Here is a 24,952-nt window from a genome sequence, read left to right as displayed (position 1 = left end):
TTATATCGTGATGAAAAAGTGTATCTACCTATTTATACTTGTTTTTAGCGGATCCTTAGTTGTTCATGGGCAATCTAAAGAGGAAGCAAGTTTAGTTGCTGCAATTGAAATTTTCAGAACTGGAGTTGTAAATGCTGATCAGGATTTGTTGGAATCAATAACAGATACTGACCTGGTTTATGGTCATTCCAGTGGTAAGGTTCAGAACAAAGCCGAGTTTATTGATGAGATTATGAGTGGTAAACCACTGGACTATGCTACTGTTGAACTTTCCGATCAAACGATAAAGATTTCCGATCATATAGCAGTGGTCAGGCATATTTTTTCTGCTCAGATAATTAACAATGGCGTTGCCGGTAATCTGAAGATTGGAAATATGCTTATCTGGAAAGAGAAACTTGGCAAATGGAAATTACTGGCAAGGCAGGCCTATAAAATAATCTAACATCATGTCTTTTGAAAGAATATGAAATATTACTTGTGTTGTATAACTGTGTTTTTCTTACTGGGGAGTTGCATGAATTCCAATCAAAAAAAGGAGGGTTATGATTATGGGGACTGGCCTTATTATGGGGGGAATAAAGCAGGTAACCGATATTCCCCTTTGACTCAAATTAACCAGCAAAATGTTAAACTTTTGCATGTAGCATGGCAGTACAACACGGTAGATGATGCAGATTCAGCTGAATTTGGGCGCGGTTACTCATCCATTCAATGTCAGCCTATAATGGTGCATGGTGTGTTGTATGGAACCACTGCTAAACTTGAATTATTTGCAGTTAAGGCAGAGTCAGGGGAGCAATTATGGAAATTTGAACCTACACAGAAAGAGCAGATGCTTTTTTCAAACAGAGGGGTGGCGTACTGGGAAGATAAGTCGGATAAACGGATCTTATATACAGTTGGGTCTACCCTTTATGCTATTGAGGCGCTGAGCGGAAAACCTGTTTTAAGTTTCGGTAAAAAGGGTATGGTGGATTTGCATGAAGGGCTTTCGGTACATAACGGGCAGGATGTGAATTCATTGACTGTGGTTGCTACTTCGCCTGGGACTGTTTTTAAAAATACGTTAATTATTGGTTCCCGGGTTTCGGAGTCAGGCGATGCAGCCCCTGGATATTTAAGAGCATTTGATATTATTTCAGGGAAGTTAAGCTGGGTGTTTCATACGATTCCACAGCCTGGCGAATTTGGGTACGAAACCTGGCCGAAAGATGCTTATAAAAGAGTTGGGGGAGCAAATAACTGGAGTGGATTAGTGCTGGATGAAAAACGAGGGTTGGTTTATTTTGGTACAGGCTCTCCTGCTTCTGATTTTTATGGTGGGGATCGTAAGGGTACCAACTTATTTGCTAACTGTATTGTGGCACTTCAAGCTGAAACCGGTAAATTGAAATGGTACTACCAAACGATTCATCATGACCTGTGGGACAGGGATTTACCCTGTCCCCCTAACCTGACGACTATAAAACAAAATGGCAAAACGAGGGATGTTGTGGTTCAGGCTACAAAAGACGGATTGGTTTATGTGCTGGACCGGGATAAAGGAACGTCCATTTTTCCGGTAGAAGAGCGTGCTGTTCCTGCGCATGGATTGCCGGGTGAGCATCCATGGCCAACGCAGAAGTTTCCGTTAAAACCTCTTCCTTTTTCCAGTCAGGCTCTTACTTCGGCAGACCTAACTGATCTTTCTCCTGCAGCACATGCTTTTGTAAAGGAGCAATTTGATAAGAGTGTATCCGCCAATAAATTTACGCCACCTAATACAAAGGGGACGATATTGTTTGGCTATAGTGGAGGTGCGGAATGGGGAGGGAACGCAACAGATCCTAATGGAATTTTGTATTTGAACGCTAATAATGATCCCTGGTTGCTTCAAATGGTTGATACGGTTTCTCAGAATAAAGAAGTGGCCGCTTTGTCTCATGGAAATGCACTTTATTTAATTAACTGTGCGGGGTGTCATGGAGAGGACAGGCGCGGTAATGGAACTCAGTTTCCTAATCTCAGGCGTATTGGTGAAAGGCGCTCTGTGAAGGAAATTGAGTCTATACTGAAAACGGGACAGGGGAGAATGCCATCTTTTCAACATGTGTTAGAAAAGGACAGAAAGGAGATTGTTGATTTTTTATTAGATACCAGGAGTTCGTGGGCAGCGGCTCCGTCTGAGCATGAGAAAGCTTCTTCGGGTTCAGGGAAAAAGGGTGTTACTAAAAAAGTATTTGGGTTTAAACCAGCCTACCAGATGAAGGTTTGGAAAAAGTTGACGGATCAGGAAGGTTATCCAGGAATTAAGCCTCCGTGGGGAACGCTGAATGCGATTGATATGAATACGGGTGTGTATTTATGGCGCGTTCCTTTGGGTGAATATCCTGAACTAAAGAAAAAGGGGATTCCTGTTACAGGTACGGAAAATTATGGGGGACCTGTAGTAACGGCCGGCGGGCTCGTTTTCATTGCTGCTACCAGGGATGAGAAAATTCGTGCTTTTGACAGTAAGACGGGAAAGGTGCTATGGGAGTTTCAACTTCCGGCAGGCGGATACGCAACACCCATCACCTATATGGTAAAAGGAAAGCAGTATGTCGTTATTGCTGCGGGTGGTGGAAGAGGTGGCAAACCAGGGAAGAACTATATTGCATTTAGTTTATAAATGGTTTTTGTTGATTTGTAAAGTTGAGGTTAGTCTTTATTTAGACTTTTTTTGAATAGAACGATACCTTTTATTTATTTGGGGAGATAAAAGGTTTTTTCGTTTTTCAAACTCATTACTAATTAAACAATTGCGAGATTCTTGTTTGGAAAAATCATTATTTTATCTATCTTTGCATAAATCGAAAGAGGGGGCAGAATGTCCCCTCTTTTCTTTTAGTGCTAATTATGAATGTAGAGCAAAGGGTAAGACAACTTGTTGAAGAAAAAATAGCCGACCGCGAAGACCTCTTTATCGTTGACATAAAGATGCATTCAAATGGAACGCTGATCATTCTGATAGACGGTGATAATGGCATTGCAATTGAGGATTGTGCCATGGTAAGCCGTACAGTTGGCTTCTTTTTGGAAGAGGAGAATGTAATTGAGCAGGCGTATCATCTTGAAGTATCATCACCGGGTATCGATTATCCGCTAGGGATGAAAAGACAGTATGAAAAGAATATAGGACGTACTATTTCGGTTCAGATGGTTGATGATGTGAATAAAAAGAGAGAAGGAAAACTTCTTGACGTACAGGAAGAAGGTATTTTAGTGGAAGAAAATATAAAGGAAAAGGGTAAAAAAGCAATCGCTCAGGAGAGCTTTATTGCCTTCGACCACATTACAGAAACAAAGGTTTTAATTTCATTTAAGTAGAAATGAGCAATATTAATTTAATTGATTCTTTTCAGGAATTTAAAGAATTTAAGAACATTGACCGTCCTACCGTCATCAGTGTATTGGAAGAAGTGTTCAGAAGTATGATCCGTAAAAAATACGGAACAGATGAGAACTGCGACGTGATTGTAAATCCGGACAATGGTGACCTGGAGATCTGGAGAACACGAACTGTAATGGAAGACGGTTTTTCTGAAGATGATGATTTGGAAATTGAGTTGGCAGAAGTGCACAAGATCGATCCTGAATTGGAAGTTGGTGATGATTTCATTGAACAGGTAACGCTAGAGACTTTTGGTCGACGTGCTATCCTGGCAGCCAGACAGACATTGGTTTCAAAGGTTCTTGAACTGGAGAAAGATGAGATTTTCCGTAAATACAAGGATCGTGTAGGCGAGATTGTAACCGGTGAAGTTTACCAGGTTTGGAAAAAGGAAACCTTGGTGCTGGATGATGAAGGAAATGAATTGCTTCTTCCTAAAACGGAACAAATCCCTGCGGATTACTATAAAAAAGGTGATACAGTTAGAGCGGTGATCTTGAAAGTGGATATGTTGAATACAAATCCAAAGATTATTATTTCCCGTACTGCACCTGAATTCCTTCAGCGTTTATTTGAACTTGAAGTTCCTGAAATTTTTGATGGTCTGATTGTGATCAAAAAGATTGTTCGTGAACCAGGAGAGCGCGCTAAGGTAGCGGTAGAATCTTACGATGATCGTATTGATCCGGTAGGTGCCTGCGTAGGTATGAAAGGATCCCGTATTCATGGTATCGTTAGAGAATTGAAAAATGAGAATATTGATGTGATTAACTTCACTCAAAATTCTTCTTTATATATACAACGTGCTTTGAGTCCTGCAAAGATTACAACAATCAAGCTGGATGATGTAGATAAACGTGCTGCAGTATATTTGAAGCCTGATCAGGTATCTTTAGCTATTGGTCGTGGTGGACATAATATTAAATTAGCCGGAAAGTTAACCGGTTATGAAATTGATGTATACCGTGAGGCTGAAGTGGATGATGAGGATGTTGATCTGGAAGAATTTTCAGATGAAATTGATGGCTGGATTATTGATGAATTCAAACGTGTTGGTTTGGATACAGCTAAATCGGTGTTAGAGCTAACTATTGATGAGTTGGTTAAGCGTACAGATTTGGAAGATGGTACAGTAAAAGAAGTGTTAAGTATATTAAGAGCGGAATTTGAATAAGTAATACTGTTTCGGGTTCCTTCTATTAAATATGGGATAAAAGTCCTATTTTTGTTAAAATATTTTTGAGGTAATTTTTTTAAATGTCAGAAGGTAAAAGTATAAATTTACTAAAAGCTGCAAAAGAGCTTAATATTGGGTTGTCTACAGCCGTGGAATCTTTAAGTAAAAAGGGTTTTAAAGTTGATGCAAAGCCTAATACAAAGCTTTCAGAAGAAATGTATGGTGCTTTATTGCAGGAGTACCAAGGTGATAAAATTGTCCGTGAAGAAGCCAGACAAATCGTGATAGGAAAAATACGTCGTGATGATGTATTAACTCCGGCTCCGGAAAGACATGAACTTCGCAGGGAAAAGGAATTCGAACAGGAAGAGATTCTGATTAAGAATACTGGTTCATTTGGACATGGTCCATCTGCAGAAAAGCCGAAAGTAGTAGTACCTGTGGTAGCTCCCGTTATTGCAGAAGAACCTGTAGCAGAACCTGCTAAGGGAGAAAATCAGATTGCAGGCGTAAAAATTGTTGGTAAAATTGATCTGGAATCATTTAACCGCAGACCCAAGCATGAAGTAAAACCCCCATTAGCAGCAGTGGTGAAAGAAAAGGAACCTGAAAAGGTAGTTGTAGCAGAACCTGTTGCATCCCAACCTGCCCCAGTTTTAGGAATACCTGTTGCTCCCGTACCTGTTGTTGAAGCGAAAGTGGAAACATCACCTCCGGCTGAAGTGAAGGAAACACCTAAACCTGTACCTGTTTCTGAAGTTCCAAAATCAGATGTGCCAGTTGCGGTAGAAGTTAAACCTACTCAATCCGTAGCAGAAGTAAAAGCAGAGCCAGTGGTGGAAAAACAACCGGAGCCTGTTGTTGCACCTGTGCAAGTTGCTGCATCTGCCCCCGTTGCTATTGTTAAAGAAGAGAAGAAAGAAGTAGCCCCTCAGGCTGCTCCTGAAAATAAAATTATGGAAACTCCTGATGCCCCTGTCGTGGAGCAACCTGTAAAAGTAGAACAAGTTCCTGAAGATGATGTTATTCGTGCAAGAGCACAACGTCTGACCGGGCCAAACGTAATTGGTAAAATTGATTTGTCTGCACAGCAGCCACAGCGTCGTAAAGATCAGCCTGTAGCTTCTTCATCTGCAGCAAACAGTGATCACAATAAACGTAAGCGTAAACGTAAAGATGCTCCCGGTTATCAGGGAGGACAAGGGCAAAGTGCTGGCCAGGCACAAGGAACTACACCTGCAACGCAAGGTGGAGCTCCACGTCCAGCTGCACCGGTTCCGGCGCCTCATACAGGTCCAAGACCCGATTTTCGTGGCGGTGCTCTAAATCATGGTGGCGCAAGGCCTGATTTTAGAGGAGGTACAAGAAACCATGGTGGTGCTTCAACTGGAGGAGGTCCTAAGGAGGAACCAACAGAAAAAGAAATACAGGATCAGATCAGAGCAACCCTTGCCCGCTTAAGTGGAGCAGGTAAATCTGGAAAGTTTGCACAACGTGCTAAATTCCGTCGTCAGAAACGTGATGATGTTGCGCAATCTGCTGAAGATGCTGCAATGGAAAAAGAACTTCAGTCTAAAGTACTGAAGGTTACAGAATTTGTTACAGCAAATGAACTGGCTAGCATGATGGATGTTCCGGTAACACAAATTATCTCTACTTGTATGAGTTTAGGTATGTTCGTGTCTATCAATCAACGTCTGGATGCCGAAACGCTAAGTATTGTTGCTGATGAGTTTGGTTATAATTTAGAGTTCGTTAAACCGGATGATGAAGAAGCGAGCTTAGAGATTGAAGATGATCCGGATACTTTGATTCCACGTGCTCCTATTGTAACTGTAATGGGTCACGTTGACCACGGTAAAACATCATTACTTGACTTTGTTCGTAAAACGAATGTGTTAGGTGGGGAAGCCGGGGGAATTACGCAGCATATTGGAGCATATGCAGTGCAACTGGAAGATGGACGTAAAATTACATTCCTGGATACACCGGGTCACGAAGCCTTTACGGCGATGCGTGCTCGTGGTGCAAAGGTTACCGATATCGCCATTATTGTAATTGCTGCGGATGATAGTGTGATGCCTCAGACACGTGAAGCAATCAATCACGCTCAGGCTGCAAATGTTCCTATTGTATTTGCCTTTAGTAAGGTAGATAAACCAGGAGCAAATACAGACCGGATACGTGAACAACTTTCGCAGATGAATATCCTGGTTGAAGACTGGGGTGGTAAATATCAGAGTCAGGAAATATCCGGTAAAACAGGTTTGAACGTAGACTTGCTTTTAGAAAAGGTTTTGCTTGAAGCAGAGTTACTCGAACTAAAAGCTAATCCAAATAAGAGAGCAACTGGTACCGTTATTGAAGCGGCATTAGATAAAGGCCGTGGTATTGTAACCACTGTGTTAATATTAGCCGGAACATTAAGAGTAGGTGATCCTATTCTTGCTGGTAGTTACAGTGGTCGTGTGAAGGCATTGACTAATGAACGCGGACAGAAGGTTGAGTTTGCCGGGCCATCTACACCAGTACAGGTGTTGGGTATGTCTGGTGCACCAACTGCAGGTGATAAGTTCAACTCGATGGATAGTGAGGTTGAAGCTCGTGAAATAGCGAATAAACGTTTGCAGTTACAACGTGAGCAGGGACTTCGTACTCAGAAACATATCACGCTTGATGAAATTGGTCGCCGTTTGGCTATCGGAAACTTCAGGGAACTTAACATCATTGTTAAGGGTGATGTTGATGGTTCAATTGAGGCATTATCCGATTCATTGTTGAAAATGTCTACGGAACAGATACAAGTGAACATCATACACAAGTCAGTAGGTCAGATTTCCGAATCAGACGTATTATTGGCTTCTGCATCAGATGCGATCATTATCGGTTTCCAGGTACGTCCATCAGCAAGTGCGCGTAAATTAGCTGAACAGGAATCAATCGACATTCGTTTGTATTCTATCATCTACGATGCGATCAACGAAGTGAAGGCCGCCATGGAAGGTATGCTTGCTCCTGAATTCGAAGAGAAAATCATTGCTAACGTAGAAATACGTGAAACATTCAAGATCAGTAAGGTTGGTACTATTGCAGGTTGTATGGTACTTGACGGTAAGCTGAATCGTAACAGTAAGATCCGTATTATACGGGATGGTGTTGTGGTTTACACAGGCGAGCTGGCTTCATTGAAACGTTTCAAGGACGATGTGAAAGAGGTTACTAAGGGTTATGAGTGTGGTTTAAATATTCAGAACTTTAATGACATTGAGGTGGGAGACATTGTTGAAGGCTACGAAAGTGTTGAAGTAAAGAGAAAATTGTAAGAAGTTTACTTCTGCAATAAATAAAAAAGGCAACCTTAAAAAGGGTTGCCTTTTTTATAGTTTTTAATTTTTTGCTGATAGGCGTTTATGAACATTCTTATAGTCAGTAAATCAAGGATCCCTGCATTTCTTTATGGTGGTATAGAAAGAATAACCTGGTGGTTAGGTAAGGAGCTGGCCAAGATGGGTCATCAGGTTACATATTTGGTTAATGAGGGATCTACATGTCCATTTGCAAAAGTTATATGCAGAGATTATACCGTTCCTTTGGAGAGTCAGGTACCGGTTGATATAGATGTGGTGCACTTCCAGTACCCGATAGTTGACTTTAGTTTGCGTCCGTTTATTGTTACTATACATGGTAATAATGATGCAAGCGTACAATTGTCTAGAAATTCTGTTTTCATATCTAAAGATCATGCGAAGCGGCATCATGCTGAAACATACATATATAATGGAATCGATATTGAGGAATATGGGGCCCCTGATTTTCGTATAAGGCGTGATTACTTTCATTTTTTAGGGAAGGCGGCATGGCGAATTAAAAATGTTCAGGGTGCTATTGATGTTGCCTTGAAGGCTAAAGAGCGGCTAGAAGTACTTGGAGGTAACCGGTTAAATATTACTATGGGCTTTCGTTTTACGCTTAGCTCAAGGATTAGGTTTAGAGGCATTGTTGGTGGCGAGGAGAAAAATGCTTACCTCAGGGCTTCAAGAGGATTAATTTTTCCGGTTAGATGGCACGAACCGTTTGGAATTGCATTGATCGAAAGTCTTTATTTCGGTTGTCCGGTTTTCGGTACGCCGTATGGGTCTTTGCCTGAAATAGTTGTGCAAGGGATGGGGGTATTGTCAGATTCGTTGGGAACATTGTCGGATGCTTTAAAAGATGTAAATGATTTTGATAGAAAAAAGTGCCATGAGTATGTGTGTGACCAATTCTTAGCAGCTACCATGACCAGGTCTTATGTTGAGTTGTATGAGAGAGTGCTGAATGGAAGGATTTTGAATTCAACTACTCCTTATATAAAGGAAAGTAATGAAAAGTTTTTGCCTTGGAGAGATTAGTGGTAGCTAAACTGCTGTAAATTAGAACTGTTTATCTTCAGTTCTACGTTTGCAGTTAATGAACTCAGTAATGGTTAATTTCTTACATTTGTTTTGTAATCCTAATGGTAGGTCGATAAAAAATTACCAAAGAATTTATTAATTTATGAAAGATATTCCTTTAATTTTTGTTCATAAGGGTAATTCATCGTACTTAAAACCGGTATTAGCACATAATTACGCTTTTAATAAAGACGCGGACATCTATCTTCTTGGTGATGAAGAAAACAGCAAAATGCCCTTTGTAAAACATAATATGATGGAGCAGTATTCCGCTACAGCTGATAAATTTGCAAAGATTTATGAACACATGTCCAGTAATCCCTATCATTTTGAGCTCGGATGCTTTCAAAGGTGGTTTATTATCAATGAATTTGTTAAGCAGAAAGGAATAGAACATTTTTTATATTTAGATTCTGATGTGTTGCTATTCTGTAATGTGAAAGAAGTATTTAATCATTTTTTGCAATATGATTTTACAATAAGTCAGGCACATTCTCCACATATTACGCTCTTCAATAGCTCGTCCTTAAATAGGTTTTGCAATTACATAACCGAATTATATAGCGAACCTGAGTATATAGCAAGGTTCAAATTAAGTTATCAGGAATTTAAAGATGCTAACAGACTGGGAGGAATTTGTGATATGTTTGCTTTTTCTTTATACCAGCAAGATGTTTCGGATCATGTAAAAGAGATCTCGGAAATTTCTGGTGCGTATTATTTTGATAGTAATATCAATGAAAGCGATGGGTTCGAGATGAAAGCAGGATTAAAAAAGGTTTATTGGAAAAATACTCTGCCTTATGCAAAAACCATTGGTGCACAGTCTTATATGCGATTATATGCGCTCCATTTTCAGGGTGCTGCAAAATCCTTGGTTACCAAATATGCACTAAATCAGAGATTTAAACGCCCCTGTATTATTTCTTTTATTAAACAATTCTTCATAGGAAGATGAAGCCATATATGTTAATTATTTTTTAATAAAGTTCATGCTAAACTACTGTACGTTGTTTAATTCCGCTTACCTATCCAGGGGGCTTGCGATGTATTATTCACTTGAAGACCATTGCAACGATTTTCATCTTTATATTTTCGCTTTTGATAACGACTGTCTGACTGTTTTATTAAGCTTAAAACTGAAACATGCCACTATCATTTCTTTAAAGGAATTTGAGGACGATGAGCTGTTAGCTGTAAAACCCGGACGTACCGCAGGTGAATATTGCTGGACCTGCACCTCCTCAACAATCTGGTATTGCTTAAAAACGTATGCCCTGGGCCATTGTACCTACATTGATGCCGACCTGCTTTTCTTTAGTGATCCAAAGGGATTGATGGACGAAATGAACGAAAGGTCAGTACTCATAACGGCGCACCGCTATACTGCGGAGCATGATCAGTCCGCACTGAGTGGCTTTTATTGTGTACAGTACATCACCTTTAAAAACACAGATGAAGGGTTGTCCGCATTAAACTGGTGGCGCAATGCCTGTTTGGAATGGTGTTATAAACGATTTGAAGATGGAAAGTTTGGTGATCAGAAATATTTAGATGACTGGACCACCCGATTTACCGGTGTGCATGAATTGACAAATATAGGCGGCGGAGTTGCTCCATGGAACGTGCAGCAATACGATCTTCTCCATAAAGCAAATAAAATACAAGTTCTAGATACCACTTTCCTAAAAGAAGATGAACTTATTTTTTACCATTTTCATGATTTCAGGTATTGCATTCAGAAATCGTTTCGCTTAACAGCAGAGCAGTATTATTTATCAAAAGCTGTTATAAAAGACATTTACAAGCCCTACATCAAGGCATTGGTAGCTGCAGAAAATAGAATCCGTACGGTAAATAAAGAAATAACCTTTCACGAACCTTTGCTTAATTTTGATTGGATTAAACGCGTAATAGGTAGGAGGGTAACATTTATATTAAAAGGATATTACAGGAACTATTACAAAAAAAGAAGATTGATCTAAAAAAAGAACCAGCATCTCATATTACATTAAAAAATTAAAGTGGCCGAACTAATTAACCTGAAAACATTTACCGATACACGAGGAAACCTGACTGTTATAGAAAAGGTAATCCCTTTTGTTATTAAGCGTATTTTTTATATTTACGGTGTAGATGACTCTGTAAGAGGCGGTCACAGGCATCACAAAACTATTCAGGCCGCGATCTGTATTAAAGGAAGCTGTACAATTTTTAACAACAATCACGTGTTGAAGGAAGAATTTCTGCTGGATACACCAGATAAATGCCTGTTAATTCAGCCGGAAGACTGGCATCAGATGCACAGTTTCAGTGAAGATGCGATCCTAATGGTGCTGGCATCAGAGTTTTTTGACGCAGCAGATTATATATACGACCCTTATCATGATTGAATACGAAAGTCTTAAGCTCCTGAATGCCCCCTTTATGGAAAGCTATAAAAAGAGCTTTGCTGATACATTGGAGAGCGGGTGGTTTATCCTGGGAAACAATGTATCGACCTTTGAACAAGAATTTGCTATCTACAATGGGTCAAACTACTGTGCAGGACTGGCTTCCGGACTAGATGCACTTATCCTTGCTTTGCGCTGTTTCGATTTTCCTGCAGGTAGCGAAGTCATCGTTCCCTCAAACACCTATATTGCTACCATTCTTGCCGTGTATCACAATAATTTGGTACCAGTACTCGTAGAGCCCGATCCGCTTACTTATAACATTGATCCATCAAAAATTGAAGCAAGTATAACCGCGAAGACAAAGGCTATTCTCGTAGTTCATTTGTATGGAAAGGCCAGTGATATGGATCCTATTATGGCTCTTGCAGGTCAGTATGACTTAAAAGTGGTAGAAGATTGCGCACAGTCACATGGAGCTGAGTACAAAGGAAAAAAAACAGGAACCTTTGGCGATTTCGGTGCTTTTAGCTTTTATCCCACTAAAAACCTGGGTGCATTGGGAGATGCAGGAGCCATTACTACCGATAATAAGGAACACTATGAGAAGATAAAAGCACTTCGTAATTACGGTTCGAAAGTCAAATATGTAAACGAATACATAGGTACCAATTCTAGGCTCGATGAAATTCAGGCAGGTTTTCTATCCGTAAAGTTAAAGCGGCTCAATGACATCAACAGTCATAAACGTCGTCTGGCCTCTTTATACCAGGAATGGCTGAGTGCTGATTTCATAAAGCCCATAGTACATGCCGATTACTTCGACGTATTTCACATCTATACGATCAGGCATCCCGAAAGAGATCAGCTAAGGGCCTACTTGCTGGAGCATCATATAAAAACCGAAATTCATTATCCCATTCCACCGCATCAGCAGAAAGCTCTGGAAGGTAAGTTTGAAGGATTTCATTACCCGATATCAGAAGAAATACATCAAACAACCCTGAGTTTACCCATTTCATTCTGCCACACTGAACACGATATAGGCCGGGTAATAGAAGTATTAAACAAGTTTTAACACGCCAAAAACAGCTACAAAAACTCCCTTAACACCCCAAAAACCCCCTTAACCCAGCACAAACGCAATTATCATCAAATTAAATTCCAAAATACAAGACATTTAGATCTGAAAATGGATTGGTCAATGCATGTATTGAACCTCCAATTTAAGTAAATGATAAAGTACTTAAAAAGTAAATTCTGGAAAAAGCCTAAAGAAGAATATAGAAGGCGAATCGGTCATCGAAATCGATCATGAGCCCATTGGCCGAGATAAATGATTTTATTTAATAGCCAGGTAAAACCTTCAATCTTTAAGCCATCTTTTAAATTTGCGACTCAATTTATTATTATTAATTTTCTTTTGCCGAAGTTGAAATTCAAACTCCAGTATATTCAGGTCTGCCTCTTTATTCGGAATGATATACAAAGGATGAGAAAGAGGATCACTTAAGGCCTCTGTAGGCAGGTCCGCTAACTGGTCATTATCAGTTTTAGTATGTGTGGCATCCGCTCTAAACCCAATATTGCTTATTAAATTAACATTCGGAATTATTGTTAACCCATTATTAAAGAAGGTTATAAACTTCAATTGATAGTCCCAGGTATCAATCTTTCCAGCTTTAAGTTGATTGAATATTTCCAGATATTCTGCTGAAATAATAGGCTCATTAAAGACGGTATTGAAAGCTTCCGATACATCCTCTGCCTGATATTCCGAAAGTTCAGCATCATAATGTTGCCACACCCTCCTCCAGCTTGCCCAACCCCAAACCTCCAGGTTATTAGAAAAATAATAGCTTTTATCCCCCCATCTTTTACCCGAATGAAAATTGCAACCCGCTATAGAACTAATCCTGGTGTCCTCTCTGTACTTTTCAAGCAGAACATCACAGAACCTGAAAAAATCATTTGATGGTAAACAGTCGTCTTCCAGGATGATTCCCTCATTTTCATTACTGAAAAACCAGTCCAAAGCAGTAGAAACCCCATATTTGCATCCAAGATTCTTATCCCTGAATAATGTTTTTAACTCGCAAGGCCAGTTAATGTTTTTAATGATTTCCCTGGTTTCTTTACACAGCAAATCTTCACCTTCACGATCCCGACGAGGCCCATCAGCTGCAATATATAACTTTGCAGGCTTGGCTTCACTAATTTGTTCGAAGACCTTCTGAGTGGTATCCGGACGATTAAATATAAGAAAGAGAACGGGAGATGTGGTTTGATATGCAGGCATAAGGGATTATACTAATTTTCTTTTGTTTTTAATTTGTCTCCACCGATACTTAAAATAAACAGTCAAGCTGCAGTACTTCATTACAATTCCGGGGAAATCCTGATCAAACAATGGGTCGAGAATAGATTGGGAAACTCCTCCCTGTGCAAAATTAGCTATAATTAAAGGATGATATGCTTTTTTAAATGAAGAGTCGTTCCAGCATTGAATATTAAGCAGATGATCGCCGCCTGTTGGATATTCTTCACTGTATCTATATTTTTCAAAAACCCGTTTAGGATAGAGCACACTATGATGGCAGATACAGTCGAATGTTAAGCGGTAGGGACTAAATTCTCCTCCCAGGATCAAATCACCCCAGGAACATTGACCATAGTAAATTGTGTCCCGGTCTTTTAATAATGCTGCCATAGCAGAAAATGCGGGGTATAACGTGTCATCCGCACCAAGAAAGTAAATCCAGTCGCCTTTTGCCTGTTTTAATCCTTTATTCATTGCATCGAAAATACCTGCGTCTGGTTCGCTCTTCCAGTAGGTTATTTTCGAGTCATTAAGTTGAAGAATAGCTGTAGTTCCATCAGTACTGCCACCATCAATGATGATATGTTCGACATTGGGATATGACTGCGTTTGGATGCTATCTATACATTTTTGAATATGACTGGAGGCATTAAATGTTACAGTAACAATACTGATGAGTGGGAGCTGTTTGAATGCGAGTTCTGAACTTTTCATCGCTGCAAAACTAAACATTTATGTGCGATGTGGAATCTTATTCCAATTGTCCTAATTACTTTTTATTATTGTATTTAATAATATTATGTTTACGCACTAATTTATACAATGAATAGCAAAATAACATCTGGTGAAACTAAATTAATATTTGAAGCTAAAATTTTAAATAAATATTATGTAAGCTTTTATCAGTGTCAGGATACGGGATTTATACAAACTGAAGAGCCTTACTGGTTAGATGATGCTTATTCATCAGCTATAACAAAACTAGATTTAGGTCTTGTTTATCGAAATCTCGAGATCAGTAAAAATATTAATTATCTGCTTTCTAAATATTTCGACAATACAAAAATATTTCTTGATTATGCTGGCGGTTACGGGTTATTTACCAGAATAATGAGAGATAAGGGTTACGACTTTTACCATTACGATCCTTATTGTCAAAATCTCTTCGCCGAAAATTTTGATTTAAGTACATTGGGTTTACCGCATTCATTTGAACTGGTAACTGCATTTGAAGTATTGGAACATATGGCTGATCCATTAAAAGAAGTAGCGCGGATTATGCAATATTCTGATAGTTTTCTGTTTTCAACAGAGTTACAACCCGAAGTGGTTTTCTCCAAACCAGAAGATTGGTGGTATTTTTCACCGGAAACTGGTCAGCATGTATCCTTTTACAATATTAAGTCTCTTGAATATATCGCGAAAAAACTAGGATATAATTTTTATACAGATGGAACTTTTCTTCACTTATTTACGAAGCGAACTTTTGAAAATAGCCCATTCGAACAACCTAAGGAACCTTACTATATTAAGAAAATAAGAAGAATTTTGGAAAAATACGAACTAAGAAAAGTCAAACCATTAGAAACCCTGCTTCAAAAAGATTGGTTATATGTTAAAGGATTATTGTCTGCAAATAAGCAAGAATAACGAAGAAACAACAAAAAATAAGCGTTAGTTAAGCCTTAACAATTTCCTGATTCTTTTATTCAGACTCTTGTCTTTTTTAGCCAATGCCTTTCTTTCTTCAATATTGAAATCACTGTACCAAGTGAATAAATCAGCTCCTTTTTCTGGCAATATATATACAGGATGAATTAATTCAGCCGCCAATGGCTCTACAGGAATATTCGCATTTAGATCATTATCCGATACGGTATGTGTGGCATCAGATCTAAAACCAATATTGGAAATTAAGTTCACGTTCGGAATAATGCATAATCCATTATTGAAAAAATTGATTAGTCCTAATTGATAATCCCAAGTATCGATCTCTTTCCTTTTTAATGAAACGAAAATATTCTTCCAACTTTCAATCAGCAAAGGCTCATTAAATATCTTACCTAACTGCTCCTCTATTTCATCCTCCTTAAATCCACATAGTTCTACGTCATAATCTTGCCATGCCCTTCTCCAAGAAGCCCAGCCCCATACATGGATGTTGTTTGAGAAATAATAGGAAGCATTTCCCCATTTTCTTCCAAATTGAAAGTTGTCTCCTGAAATCATACGTACCCGAGTGTCATTTCTATACTTAAATAAAAGCTGGTCACAAAATCGGAAGAAGTCATTTGAAGGCAGGCAGTCATCCTCAAGAATAATCCCTTCCTCTTCATTTTTAAAAAACCAGTCTAAAGAAGATGAAACGGCATATTTACAACCTAGATTCTCTTCTCTGAATAATATTTTAATCTGGCAAGGCCAGTCAATCTTACCAATTATTTCGCGTGTCTCTTTGCAAAGTTGTATTTCACTGACGTTATCAACATGGGGACCATCAGCTGCTAAATAAAGCTTGGATGGCCTAGCTTCTCTTATTTTTTCAAATACCCGAATAGTTGTATCCGGCCTTTTAAATAATATAAAAAGTACGGCAGATGTGGTCGTATAGGGAGTCATGGGTTATAGTACCTTAATTATTTGGATTTATTGATTTTTTTCCTGCTTTTGTATTCTTGATATAGATATCGAAAATATACTTTGGCGCTGGAATATTTTTTAATAATTTGTTTAAAGTCTTTTATGAATTCATGATCGGTAACTTGTTCTGAAAAACCACCCTGTGCGAAATTTGCGATAAGAAGGGGAACATATTGTTTCGTAAATTCCTGATTATTCCAACATTGAATATTAAGGAGATAGTCACCGCCAACTGTGTACTTCTCATTATAAGTATACTTTTGAAATACAAGTTTCGGATATAAAATACTGTGATGACAAATACATTCTATAGTAAGGTCGTAGGAGGTGAATTTCCCTCCAAGAATGGTGTTGCCCCAAAGACAGTGACCATGATAAATAGTATTTCCATACTCTAAATGACGTGCAATTTCACTAAATCCAGGATATAGGAAATCATCTGCTCCTAAAAAGTAGATCCAGTCACCCTTTGCATGCCTTAATGCTTTATTCATCGCATTAAAAATACCACTGTCGGGTTCACTTTTCCAAAAGCTAATCTTGTTGCTATTTTTTATCAAAATGTCAACTGTTCCATCTGTACTATCACCGTCAATAATGATATGTTCAATGTTGGGATATGATTGTGATAAAACACTGTTGATACATCTTTCAATATGATCCGCTGCATTCAATGATACCGTAATTATACTTACTGTAGGATTTTTATAACGTAGTGGTTTTGGATATGACATATTTATTGGGCGTATAATATATTTGAGTATCTTATAGTATACTTAGTTTTGCTTCATTTCGTAACAATGGATATATAACTTGGATATAAATTCAAATTAATCGACTTATTTCTAACCAAACTTTTTCTATGCTTACTTTTAATATACATGGGAAAGGTTCATTGAAGTCATTGTGATATTTGCAGTTCCAATCGCAGTTATAGCAAGGCATTATTTCAAAAATGCAGATTGGCCTAAAATTCATGGTATCCGGATATGGGGTGAAACGTTCAAAATGACCTCCCCCCTGAATGCAAATTACGGGAGTTTTACACGCTGCCGCGATATGTGCTGCACTTGTTTCATTCGAAATTACTAATTCTGAATCAGCAATAAGCTGTACAAGTTGAGGAAGAGTTATTTTTCCTGTGAGATCTGTAAGTCTTTCTGAAGGCGGAAGATGCCCCGTGAGATAAGAAGCTACTGGCACTTCTGAAGGTCCTCCTGCTATGATGATAGCTTTAGAGCTTTCAGTCAAAAGGCGTTTAATGATTTCTAAAAAGTTTTCTCTTTCCCAATTGCGTTTATAATAGCTTGAGCCTGGAAATACTAGTATTGCGTTATTTGTTGTTTTTGAAATAGGAAGTGATAATCCGTTGATAGGAGAACTGGGCTGATCCAGTAGCTTTTCAAAAAAGTATAGGTTCCGATCATATTCATGAAAAATCTCCTTAGGTAGTTGGATAAGCCGAGTATGAAATTTATCTGTTTGTCTTTTATACTCAAAAACAGGGCCCCTTTCGTAGTCATAAGCAATATTTTCCTTTCCTGCAGCTAGAGCTGCAAGGCCTGTGCCCATAAAACTGCGCGAATATGTGGAGTGTATGACAACTTCATATCTCCTTTTGAAAAGCATCCAGCCAAGTTTTAATACTTCTGATGGCTGCACATATAAGGGGTCTTCTTTTATAAAATAAAATTCCGATATAAAGTCATTGTCATATTCGAGCGCCAGGTCTTTCCAAACGATATTACCTAGAAGTTCAATTTTGTGATCTTTGTACTCTTCTGAATTTTTTAATACTTCTATAAAATTACGGAAGAGGATGTAATCTCCTATTGCATCAATTTTAACAAGTAAAATTCTTTTTTCTGATTTCCTGAACTTTGCCAAAAAACTGAATAGCCAGGATATTTGTAACAGTATAAAGCGGACTTTTCTAAATTTTTTTTTATTGTGCATAAACTTCCAGTAGTCTCTTATAACGTTACGTGATGTTTTTAGCTTGATGCGTAAATCTATTCACTAAACGTCTGCATTTCCACCAACCGTCTATAAACGCCATCATGAACCATCAATTCCGAGTGCGTACCTGTTTCAACTATTTTTCCTGAATCAAGTACAACAATTAAATCCGCGTCCTTTATAGTGCTTAAACGGTGGGCTATGACCAAAGTAGTACGGTTTTTCATTAATTTATTTAATGCATCCTGTACCGATTTTTCTGATTCTGTATCCAATGCAGAGGTTGCTTCATCCAACAACATAATGGGTGGATTCTTCAAAACAGCCCTGGCAATGTTTATTCGTTGCTTTTGTCCCCCCGATAATTTAATTCCACGGTCACCAATATTGGTTTCATAACCGTTATCTGTATTTAATATAAAATCATGAGCGTTAGCAATGCGGGCAGCAGCTTCTACTGCTTCTTTAGTAGAATCAGGTTTTCCAAAGGCAATATTATTGAAAATAGTATCATTGAAGAGGATCGATTCCTGGTTTACAAAGCCTATTTGCGAACGCAGGGAATCCATTGAAATGTTTTTAATATCCGTATCATCAAAACAAATGCTTCCACTTTGTGGCTCAATAAATCGGGGAATCAGGTCCATTAACGTCGATTTACCTCCTCCTGATGGACCAACTAAGGCTATCGTTTTCCCAATAGGAATGGTAAGCGATACATTGGTTAATATAATTTTTTCGCCATAGCTGAAATTAATATTATTAATAGTGATGGCGCGATTAAATTCAGTTACTTCAATTGCACCCTTCGCGTCCTGAATCGCCGGCTTCATATCGATCAGCTCTAAGATACGTTCTCCTGCTGCTAATCCCAGGTTTATTCCTGTAAAAGAATCAGATAAAGCTTTAGCCGGACGGGTTAGCTGAGAAAAGATTCCGATATATCCAATAAACATAGGAGCAGTAAAATTAGGATCACCACCAAGCACAATGCTACCACCATAAAGCACAATGAATACCACCATCAGTACCCCCAGAAACTCGGAAATAGGAGAGGCTAATTGTTGCTTTTTGGCCATTTGTCTTCCCATCTCTGAAAAGTTTTCATTTTCATTATTAAACTTTTGTTTAATAAAATCACCGGCATTAAAGGCTTTAATAATTTTCACTCCAGTTAGTGCCTCTTCCAGGTTACTTACCATCACCCCAAATGAGGATTGCGAATTAGATGCCACATTCTTCAAACTTTTTACCAGCCTGGCAATAAATATGGCCGAAATAGGAATGAAAAGAATAGAAATAAAAGTTAATTTATATGATATAGCAAAAAGCGTAAACAGATAGGCAATAAGTTGAAAGGGTTCTCGGAAAATTACCTGTAGTGTTCCCGTCACCGTAAATTGTACTACTTGTACATCATTTGTGATTTTAGATAGGATATCTCCTTTACGTTCGTTATTAAAGAAACCCAGGTGCATATTCATTACGTTCTCAAATACAGTTTTTCGAATATTAAGAAGGGTATGGATTCTTAAATTCTCCATGATGCGCTGAGAAATGTATTTAAATAGATTGCTTAGCAGCACGGAAATGATAATAGCCACACATATAAATTGCAAAGCACCATAAGTACCATACGTTTTATTAATCACTTGAGAGTAGTAATTGAAGTTAGCCATCATATTCCAGGCACTTTCTGGTTTTGTGTATACAGTTGCATTGCCTGTAGTATTAAACAGAAAGGTAAGCACAGGAACAATCAACGCAAGATTCAATGTATTAAATACTACAGCTAGCAGTGTCGTTACAATATACGGGATTGCAAATTTTTCAATGGGTTTTGCAAATGATAATAATCGGAAATATGTCTTCATTTATTAAATCAATCTGCAAAAGTATTAAAAAGGACGGGATTGAGCTTTGTTTTATATCAGATATACTAAGTATCAAGCTAAAAGGGGTTGCCTAAACCTTTTTTTTGCCTGTTTTAAAAGGTAGCGCAGATAGACCGCCCAGCCCAATTTCTCTTTGATCAAAACGGGCAAATCGATTAAAAACTGATGATCTTTCTGTATAGATGATGCCCCCGTCATACTAAAATTCGCCATCATTAAGGAGTAAAATTGAAAACGGAATTGCTTGTCAGCCCACAAATTAAGATTCAATGCCCAGTCAGCCGCCAGTGGATAGGTCAAATCGTACTGATACTGCTCAAATACCTGCGCAGGGTAAATCATTGCCTGGTGACATATCGTTTCCTTTGATAGCCGGTATGCCGTGTATTTTTTCCGGTCAGTCCGCTCTCCATTATAACTCATGTCCCCGTAATAAATAGTTCGACTATCCTTTAGTTTGCCTATCATCAGACTAAATCCTTCAAGTAGCTGGTCATCAGCACCTATGAAATAAAGCCAGTCCCCTTTAGCCTTTTGTACAGCCTTATTCATGGCATCATAAATACCATTGTCGGGTTCAGTTTGCCAATAAGTAATGTTTTGGCTGTATTTTTCCAGTAGAGATCCCGTTGAGTCTGTGCTTCCACCGTCAAATACGATGATCTCCATATTCTGATAGACCTGGTTTAGGATCGAGCTGATACAGTTCTCGAGCTGAGCTTCTGCATTTAGTGTGACAATGATAATGCTGATTAATGGCTTCTGAGGATCTGCAGGATAATGGGCCTCACGTGTTCCACCTGTCTTAAATATTTGCATAGGAGCGTAATGGTCTTAAATAAAGCAAACTTAACATATAAAGTGTTATACTTATCCTCTGATTCCTTTTATACATGCTTGCAGATGCTCTTAATCATATAGATGTTGTTATTCCTTCTTTTAGAATGGATGAGCAATTCCTTTTGGGGATATTCAATTTAAAAAAACCGATGGATTTTGAGGTTACGTATTATCTGGTATGCGATCATCCACAGGTGCTTGTTCCCAACTCTATTCAACGTTTAGCTAACGATGGAACGATTACCTTACTTATTAACTCCTTAAATCTCGGTCCATCCCAAACCCGTAATAAAGGAATTGATTGTGGTCACGGCGCTTGGATCCTGCTTCTTGATGATGATATTATTCCTGGAGCAGATTTATTACTCGTATATGCCGATGCGATTCGAAAAAATAGAACGAGTATCGGGTTTTCTGGTGTTACCGCATTCCCCGATCCCATTAATTCCATCACCAAGGCCCTGTTATTAAACGGAGTACTAGGCCACTTTTATTTGAGTAGAACTAAAGAAAATCAGCGCTGGTCTCCAACTTCTAATATCATGCTAAATCGGGAGTTGTTAAGTAGCAGACGCTTTCGTGTCGAATGGACCAGTGCTGAAGATGTAGAGCTATTGGTTCGGAATAGTTTAGAAAATGACTGCTATTATTTAAGCCTGCCAAAGGCTGAAATAACACACCCCTGGTGGAATGCAGGTAAAATGCAGCTTAAAAGAATGTTCAATTATGGATATGGAAATGCGATCATACTGAAGTTCCCGCATATCAAAATGTATAGTTATGTAGATTTTAGCAATACGAGCGAAAGTAGTTCCATTCTACTCCTCCTTAGCGGGATTGCTTTCCTGTTGGGCTGCAATTATACGATTTACCTGAAATTACTCGTGATCATTTTGCTTGCCGAATATTTGACTAACCTGATCCGTGCCATTATAGCCACTAGGAAATTTTCCTTACCCCTCGCTTGGCAAATGACCATACATAAAAACACACAGGAATTGGGCTTCTTTTATTCGCTGATTAAAACTGGTCGTTTATTGTTTCTATTCAGGCGGATAGACTTCGGCTTCAATAAACCTTGCCCCAGTCCTTTTCGCTTGAATAAATGGAAAATCATTAAAATGAGTCTTATAATCGGATTACTTTTACTGAGTAGTGTATTTTATTAATGAAGGCAGACTTTCCGCCGTATTCGAAGGAATCGGAAATGTCAACTGTTTATGAATATATTGGCTGATGCCACGACTACAATACGTAATCTTATCCTTGATAGCATGTGCCAGCCGGTGTTCATTTTCATGATTGCGCACTAAGCAATGATTGCCATGGTACATGTGGAAAACAATGCCTCCAAACTTAATCGCCCGTTTTTTTATCCCCGAATTAATCAGGCGCACAGCAATTTCATTGTCTTCCTTACCCCATCCACAAAAATCTTCATTGTAGCCGTTCACTTTAATCAGGTCGCTTTTCCAAAAAGCCATGTTGCATCCCCTCAGATATAGATTGTCATGTTGTTTGTATCGGTCAGCAAGATAGTCCCTCAGGAATTTTATTCTCATCATGTTTGTATGATTTCTTATTCCTGGTAAAAAAAGGTTTGTCAAATTTCGCTGTCTTCTCAATACGTTTTCAGATAGTGATTTATCCATTATCACCCGACTACCTGTGATGAATGATCCCTTTTGACTAAGCTCTATGTGATCTTTAATGAAGTGTTTATGTAATGAAAGATCTCCATCAATCTGAATAATATATTCAAATTGAGCTATAGCTATTGCCTTGTTTCTGATTTTTGCTAATTGGAAACCTTCGTCTTTTTGCCAAACGTGTTTTAGTGGAACAGGAAATTTTTCTCGATGTCTGTCAATTAGTTCCTTCGTGTCAATAGTTGATCCATCGTCAGCTATAATAACCTCATCTGGCATAAAAGATTGTCTGGTTACACTTAATAAGCATAAACTAAGTGCTTCCGGCCAATTATAAGTTGAAATAATAAGTGATGTTTTGATTTTATTAGTCATATAATCAATTGTTATATCCTTTAACGCAAGTTCTGATCTGGTTTGTAACTGTGGTTTTAACAGTTTCAGCATGAACTTTTTCGTTTATACGGGATGATGGCTTGTGATGTAAATGGTACTGTATAGCACACAGCTTTACTATTTTTTTAATAATATCGTTATTTATAAATCGAGCAGCAAGTTCTTCATCCTCGTGTCCCCAACCCTCCAGTTCATTGTTATATCCGTTAATCAAAATAAAATCAGATTTCCAGAAAGCTAAATTGCTACCTCTGACACTTTTTGAAGAGTTCTCTTTGCGAATCCCAAGTTGTTTAAGCGTAGGTATCCACAATGCATTAATCCGGTGTTTAAGCCCTTTAGAAAAAATAGTCAATTTTATGTTTTCTGTTTCTAATATCTCTTGTGTTTTATGTGCGGAAAGCATTGCCCGGGTTCCTCTTATAAATACTCCTTCTTCTCTTACAGCTATATGATCTTTCACGAAATAAGGATGAAGAATCACGTCACCATCAATTTGAATTAAATAATCAAAAGAACTGTTCCGCACTGCTTCATTAATGATTTTACTTTTTCTGAATCCTTGATCTTCATGCCAGATGTGTTTTATGGGAACAGGAAAAATAAGTTTGTATCTTTCAATCAATTGCCTTGTTTCCTGCCCTGATCCATCGTCAGCAACAAGCACTTCATTTGGTAATTGCTTCTGTATCAATATACTTAGCAAGCATTTTTCAAGTGCTTTTGGCCAGTTATAAGTGGATATAATTAAAGATACCAGAGTGTCCTGCATTCAATTGTAATTGAAATATTACTTTGTATACGCCAATTATAATAAAAACGCTACAATTATTAAACCCAATTATATATACGTGATATCACAGTCGTCGTTTCAATGGAATCCATATCCGAATTAATACAATCCAAATATTCAGCTTTCTTGCCTTTAGGAGCCCAGCGTCCGGCATGAATAGGCCTCGTGCTGGGAAAAAGTCCTAACGCATGAATGCCTAATGCTGCGGCAATGTGGAGCGGACCAGTCCCGGTGGCTAAAAGACCATTGCTTCGAGATATAAAAGCTATAAATTGATTCAAATTAAACAATCCGGTTAAGTCGGTAACCGTTCCCTGATGCTGATCTATCCAGGTTTTAAGAAGTGTTTTTTCAGTAAGAGATCCGCTAATAAAAATTTTAAAACGAGATTTATCAATCTGCTGAATTAACTTGGAATAGTTCTCCAGGCTCCATTCTTTGCCATGTCCTCTGGATTTAGGATGTATGATAAGGTTAAATTTGTCTTTTGAGAGTAATGATTCATACGCCTCATTTAATATGGGAACATTCGAAAAGCCATAGTAATCTGATAAATTCTCGTTCTTTTTAAATGGAATATTCAGCCCTTTTAACAACTTACTATTGAGCAAGGCTTCATGAAGATCTGATCGTTTCCTACTTAGGAGAACAAGACGATTGCAGGTTAGCCAATGGTATATCCTATTTGTCGTACCTATACGATGTTTTATACTGCTTAGGAGTGCAATAAAAGCAATCCTCCTTTTTGGATATACATGTATAATTGTATCGATTTTTTTTAATTTCAGGAAGTTTGCAGCATCCTTATCAGAGATCGAGTGCCATTCATCATAATCAATAAACTCATTTACATGCTCGCTTAACAATACGACCTCCCTGGTGTATGAGCGGCCCAAGAAAGAAATTTTGCAATTAGGATAATAGGCCTTAATTATCCCACAAATGGGTAGCGTAAGAATAACATCGCCGATAGCATCAACTCTACTGATAAGAATGTGGTGCACATCTCTTAGTATCATAAATTATTTTAAGTATATGGTTT

At 38.3% G+C, this 24,952-nt stretch carries 22 protein-coding genes; 12 read left to right on the top strand and 10 right to left on the bottom strand.

Going from position 1 to position 24,952, the window contains the following annotated elements; translation table 11 throughout:
- Positions 1-10: 10 nt before the first annotated feature.
- The 10 genes from BFL47_RS14060 (at position 11) to BFL47_RS14015 (ending at position 12,496) form a co-directional block, all read left to right on the top strand.
- The gene (locus tag BFL47_RS14060; protein ID WP_069660435.1) at positions 11-445 is read left to right on the top strand and encodes a nuclear transport factor 2 family protein; all 435 of its coding nucleotides are present in this window, start codon (positions 11-13) and stop codon (positions 443-445) included.
- Between the two features lie 72 nt (positions 446-517).
- Positions 518-2,653: an outer membrane protein assembly factor BamB family protein gene (locus BFL47_RS14055; RefSeq protein ID WP_211480971.1), complete on the top strand. Its 2,136-nt coding sequence runs from the start codon at positions 518-520 to the stop codon at positions 2,651-2,653.
- 227 nt (positions 2,654-2,880) lie between these two features.
- Positions 2,881-3,351 carry a ribosome maturation factor RimP gene (locus BFL47_RS14050; RefSeq protein ID WP_069660433.1) on the top strand — a complete coding sequence of 157 codons (471 nt, stop codon included), beginning with the start codon at positions 2,881-2,883 and terminating at the stop codon, positions 3,349-3,351.
- 2 nt (positions 3,352-3,353) lie between these two features.
- Complete coding sequence (nusA, locus tag BFL47_RS14045; RefSeq protein ID WP_016196034.1) at positions 3,354-4,589, top strand: transcription termination factor NusA; 1,236 nt, start codon at positions 3,354-3,356, stop codon at positions 4,587-4,589.
- A gap of 83 nt (positions 4,590-4,672) precedes the next feature.
- The gene (gene infB / locus BFL47_RS14040) at positions 4,673-7,915 is read left to right on the top strand and encodes a translation initiation factor IF-2 (protein ID WP_069660432.1); all 3,243 of its coding nucleotides are present in this window, start codon (positions 4,673-4,675) and stop codon (positions 7,913-7,915) included.
- 87 nt (positions 7,916-8,002) lie between these two features.
- The gene (locus tag BFL47_RS14035) at positions 8,003-8,983 is read left to right on the top strand and encodes a glycosyltransferase (protein ID WP_069660431.1); all 981 of its coding nucleotides are present in this window, start codon (positions 8,003-8,005) and stop codon (positions 8,981-8,983) included.
- A gap of 145 nt (positions 8,984-9,128) precedes the next feature.
- Positions 9,129-9,983: a hypothetical protein gene (locus BFL47_RS14030; protein ID WP_069660430.1), complete on the top strand. Its 855-nt coding sequence runs from the start codon at positions 9,129-9,131 to the stop codon at positions 9,981-9,983.
- Positions 9,984-10,017: 34 nt separating this feature from the next.
- Positions 10,018-11,010: a glycosyl transferase gene (locus tag BFL47_RS14025; RefSeq protein WP_069660429.1), complete on the top strand. Its 993-nt coding sequence runs from the start codon at positions 10,018-10,020 to the stop codon at positions 11,008-11,010.
- A 39-nt stretch (positions 11,011-11,049) separates the two neighbouring features.
- Positions 11,050-11,418 (top strand): sugar 3,4-ketoisomerase, encoded by a 369-nt coding sequence (locus BFL47_RS14020; protein WP_069660428.1) that lies wholly within the window; start codon positions 11,050-11,052, stop codon positions 11,416-11,418.
- Positions 11,411-12,496, top strand: a complete 1,086-nt coding sequence (locus tag BFL47_RS14015; RefSeq protein WP_069660427.1) for a DegT/DnrJ/EryC1/StrS family aminotransferase — start codon at positions 11,411-11,413, stop codon at positions 12,494-12,496. Before BFL47_RS14020 ends, BFL47_RS14015 begins: the two co-directional genes overlap by 8 nt.
- Before the next feature lie 288 nt (positions 12,497-12,784).
- Here the strand turns inward: BFL47_RS14015 and BFL47_RS14010 are convergent, their stop codons facing one another.
- Positions 12,785-13,717 carry a nucleotide-diphospho-sugar transferase gene (locus BFL47_RS14010; RefSeq protein ID WP_069660426.1) on the bottom strand — a complete coding sequence of 311 codons (933 nt, stop codon included), beginning with the start codon at positions 13,715-13,717 and terminating at the stop codon, positions 12,785-12,787.
- A gap of 6 nt (positions 13,718-13,723) precedes the next feature.
- Positions 13,724-14,452, bottom strand: a complete 729-nt coding sequence (locus tag BFL47_RS14005) for a glycosyltransferase family 2 protein (RefSeq protein ID WP_069660425.1) — start codon at positions 14,450-14,452, stop codon at positions 13,724-13,726.
- Between the two features lie 108 nt (positions 14,453-14,560).
- On the opposite strand from BFL47_RS14005, the gene BFL47_RS14000 reads away from it, so the two are divergent.
- Entirely contained in the window at positions 14,561-15,388 is an 828-nt protein-coding gene (locus BFL47_RS14000; protein ID WP_069660424.1) for a class I SAM-dependent methyltransferase, read from the top strand.
- Between the two features lie 24 nt (positions 15,389-15,412).
- Here the strand turns inward: BFL47_RS14000 and BFL47_RS13995 are convergent, their stop codons facing one another.
- The 5 genes from BFL47_RS13995 to BFL47_RS13975 all read right to left on the bottom strand — a co-directional run bounded on the left by BFL47_RS13995 (position 15,413) and on the right by BFL47_RS13975 (position 21,051).
- A complete protein-coding gene (locus BFL47_RS13995; RefSeq protein WP_069660423.1) occupies positions 15,413-16,357 on the bottom strand; it encodes a nucleotide-diphospho-sugar transferase in 945 nt (314 codons plus the stop codon).
- A 17-nt stretch (positions 16,358-16,374) separates the two neighbouring features.
- Positions 16,375-17,112, bottom strand: a complete 738-nt coding sequence (locus BFL47_RS13990) for a glycosyltransferase family 2 protein (protein WP_083257189.1) — start codon at positions 17,110-17,112, stop codon at positions 16,375-16,377.
- A gap of 91 nt (positions 17,113-17,203) precedes the next feature.
- Positions 17,204-18,265, bottom strand: a complete 1,062-nt coding sequence (locus BFL47_RS13985; RefSeq protein ID WP_170827327.1) for a glycosyltransferase family 9 protein — start codon at positions 18,263-18,265, stop codon at positions 17,204-17,206.
- A 125-nt stretch (positions 18,266-18,390) separates the two neighbouring features.
- Complete coding sequence (locus BFL47_RS13980) at positions 18,391-20,211, bottom strand: ABC transporter ATP-binding protein (protein ID WP_069660421.1); 1,821 nt, start codon at positions 20,209-20,211, stop codon at positions 18,391-18,393.
- A 72-nt stretch (positions 20,212-20,283) separates the two neighbouring features.
- Positions 20,284-21,051 carry a glycosyltransferase family 2 protein gene (locus BFL47_RS13975; protein ID WP_069660420.1) on the bottom strand — a complete coding sequence of 256 codons (768 nt, stop codon included), beginning with the start codon at positions 21,049-21,051 and terminating at the stop codon, positions 20,284-20,286.
- Between the two features lie 74 nt (positions 21,052-21,125).
- On the opposite strand from BFL47_RS13975, the gene BFL47_RS13970 reads away from it, so the two are divergent.
- Positions 21,126-22,241 (top strand): glycosyltransferase family A protein, encoded by a 1,116-nt coding sequence (locus BFL47_RS13970; protein ID WP_069660419.1) that lies wholly within the window; start codon positions 21,126-21,128, stop codon positions 22,239-22,241.
- On the opposite strand, the gene BFL47_RS13965 is transcribed toward BFL47_RS13970, so the two are convergent.
- Genes BFL47_RS13965 through BFL47_RS13955 form a run of 3 tightly spaced genes read right to left on the bottom strand, consistent with a single transcriptional unit; the run spans position 22,218 to position 24,929 of the window.
- Positions 22,218-23,096 (bottom strand): glycosyltransferase family 2 protein, encoded by an 879-nt coding sequence (locus BFL47_RS13965; RefSeq protein ID WP_083257188.1) that lies wholly within the window; start codon positions 23,094-23,096, stop codon positions 22,218-22,220. The genes BFL47_RS13970 and BFL47_RS13965 overlap by 24 nt on opposite strands.
- A 4-nt stretch (positions 23,097-23,100) precedes the next feature.
- Positions 23,101-23,889, bottom strand: coding sequence for a glycosyltransferase family 2 protein (locus tag BFL47_RS13960; RefSeq protein ID WP_069660418.1), 789 nt, complete (start codon positions 23,887-23,889; stop codon positions 23,101-23,103).
- A 59-nt stretch (positions 23,890-23,948) separates the two neighbouring features.
- Complete coding sequence (locus BFL47_RS13955; RefSeq protein WP_069660417.1) at positions 23,949-24,929, bottom strand: glycosyltransferase family 9 protein; 981 nt, start codon at positions 24,927-24,929, stop codon at positions 23,949-23,951.
- Positions 24,930-24,952: the final 23 nt, after the last annotated feature.

Source organism: Arcticibacter eurypsychrophilus (assembly GCF_001730525.1).
Classification (GTDB): domain Bacteria; phylum Bacteroidota; class Bacteroidia; order Sphingobacteriales; family Sphingobacteriaceae; genus Arcticibacter; species Arcticibacter eurypsychrophilus.
Note: the sequence above shows the minus strand (reverse complement) of the source record. Positions and strands in the feature narration are given on the sequence as shown.

What these genes read in the sequence shown, in the direction of transcription:
- BFL47_RS14000 (WP_069660424.1), top strand. Translation starts at nt 14,561, where the DNA reads ATGAATAGCAAAATAACATCTGGTGAAACTAAATTAATATTTGAAGCT.
- BFL47_RS13990 (WP_083257189.1), bottom strand. Translation starts at nt 17,112, where the DNA reads ATGTCATATCCAAAACCACTACGTTATAAAAATCCTACAGTAAGTATA.
- BFL47_RS13965 (WP_083257188.1), bottom strand. Translation starts at nt 23,096, where the DNA reads ATGACTAATAAAATCAAAACATCACTTATTATTTCAACTTATAATTGG.
- infB (WP_069660432.1), top strand. Translation starts at nt 4,673, where the DNA reads ATGTCAGAAGGTAAAAGTATAAATTTACTAAAAGCTGCAAAAGAGCTT.
- BFL47_RS13970 (WP_069660419.1), top strand. Translation starts at nt 21,126, where the DNA reads ATGCTTGCAGATGCTCTTAATCATATAGATGTTGTTATTCCTTCTTTT.
- BFL47_RS14060 (WP_069660435.1), top strand. Translation starts at nt 11, where the DNA reads ATGAAAAAGTGTATCTACCTATTTATACTTGTTTTTAGCGGATCCTTA.
- BFL47_RS14010 (WP_069660426.1), bottom strand. Translation starts at nt 13,717, where the DNA reads ATGCCTGCATATCAAACCACATCTCCCGTTCTCTTTCTTATATTTAAT.
- BFL47_RS14005 (WP_069660425.1), bottom strand. Translation starts at nt 14,452, where the DNA reads ATGAAAAGTTCAGAACTCGCATTCAAACAGCTCCCACTCATCAGTATT.
- BFL47_RS14035 (WP_069660431.1), top strand. Translation starts at nt 8,003, where the DNA reads ATGAACATTCTTATAGTCAGTAAATCAAGGATCCCTGCATTTCTTTAT.
- BFL47_RS13980 (WP_069660421.1), bottom strand. Translation starts at nt 20,211, where the DNA reads ATGAAGACATATTTCCGATTATTATCATTTGCAAAACCCATTGAAAAA.
- BFL47_RS14015 (WP_069660427.1), top strand. Translation starts at nt 11,411, where the DNA reads ATGATTGAATACGAAAGTCTTAAGCTCCTGAATGCCCCCTTTATGGAA.
- nusA (WP_016196034.1), top strand. Translation starts at nt 3,354, where the DNA reads ATGAGCAATATTAATTTAATTGATTCTTTTCAGGAATTTAAAGAATTT.
- BFL47_RS14030 (WP_069660430.1), top strand. Translation starts at nt 9,129, where the DNA reads ATGAAAGATATTCCTTTAATTTTTGTTCATAAGGGTAATTCATCGTAC.
- BFL47_RS13975 (WP_069660420.1), bottom strand. Translation starts at nt 21,051, where the DNA reads ATGCAAATATTTAAGACAGGTGGAACACGTGAGGCCCATTATCCTGCA.
- BFL47_RS14025 (WP_069660429.1), top strand. Translation starts at nt 10,018, where the DNA reads ATGCTAAACTACTGTACGTTGTTTAATTCCGCTTACCTATCCAGGGGG.
- BFL47_RS14055 (WP_211480971.1), top strand. Translation starts at nt 518, where the DNA reads ATGAATTCCAATCAAAAAAAGGAGGGTTATGATTATGGGGACTGGCCT.
- BFL47_RS13955 (WP_069660417.1), bottom strand. Translation starts at nt 24,929, where the DNA reads ATGATACTAAGAGATGTGCACCACATTCTTATCAGTAGAGTTGATGCT.
- BFL47_RS13995 (WP_069660423.1), bottom strand. Translation starts at nt 16,357, where the DNA reads ATGACTCCCTATACGACCACATCTGCCGTACTTTTTATATTATTTAAA.
- BFL47_RS14050 (WP_069660433.1), top strand. Translation starts at nt 2,881, where the DNA reads ATGAATGTAGAGCAAAGGGTAAGACAACTTGTTGAAGAAAAAATAGCC.
- BFL47_RS13960 (WP_069660418.1), bottom strand. Translation starts at nt 23,889, where the DNA reads ATGCAGGACACTCTGGTATCTTTAATTATATCCACTTATAACTGGCCA.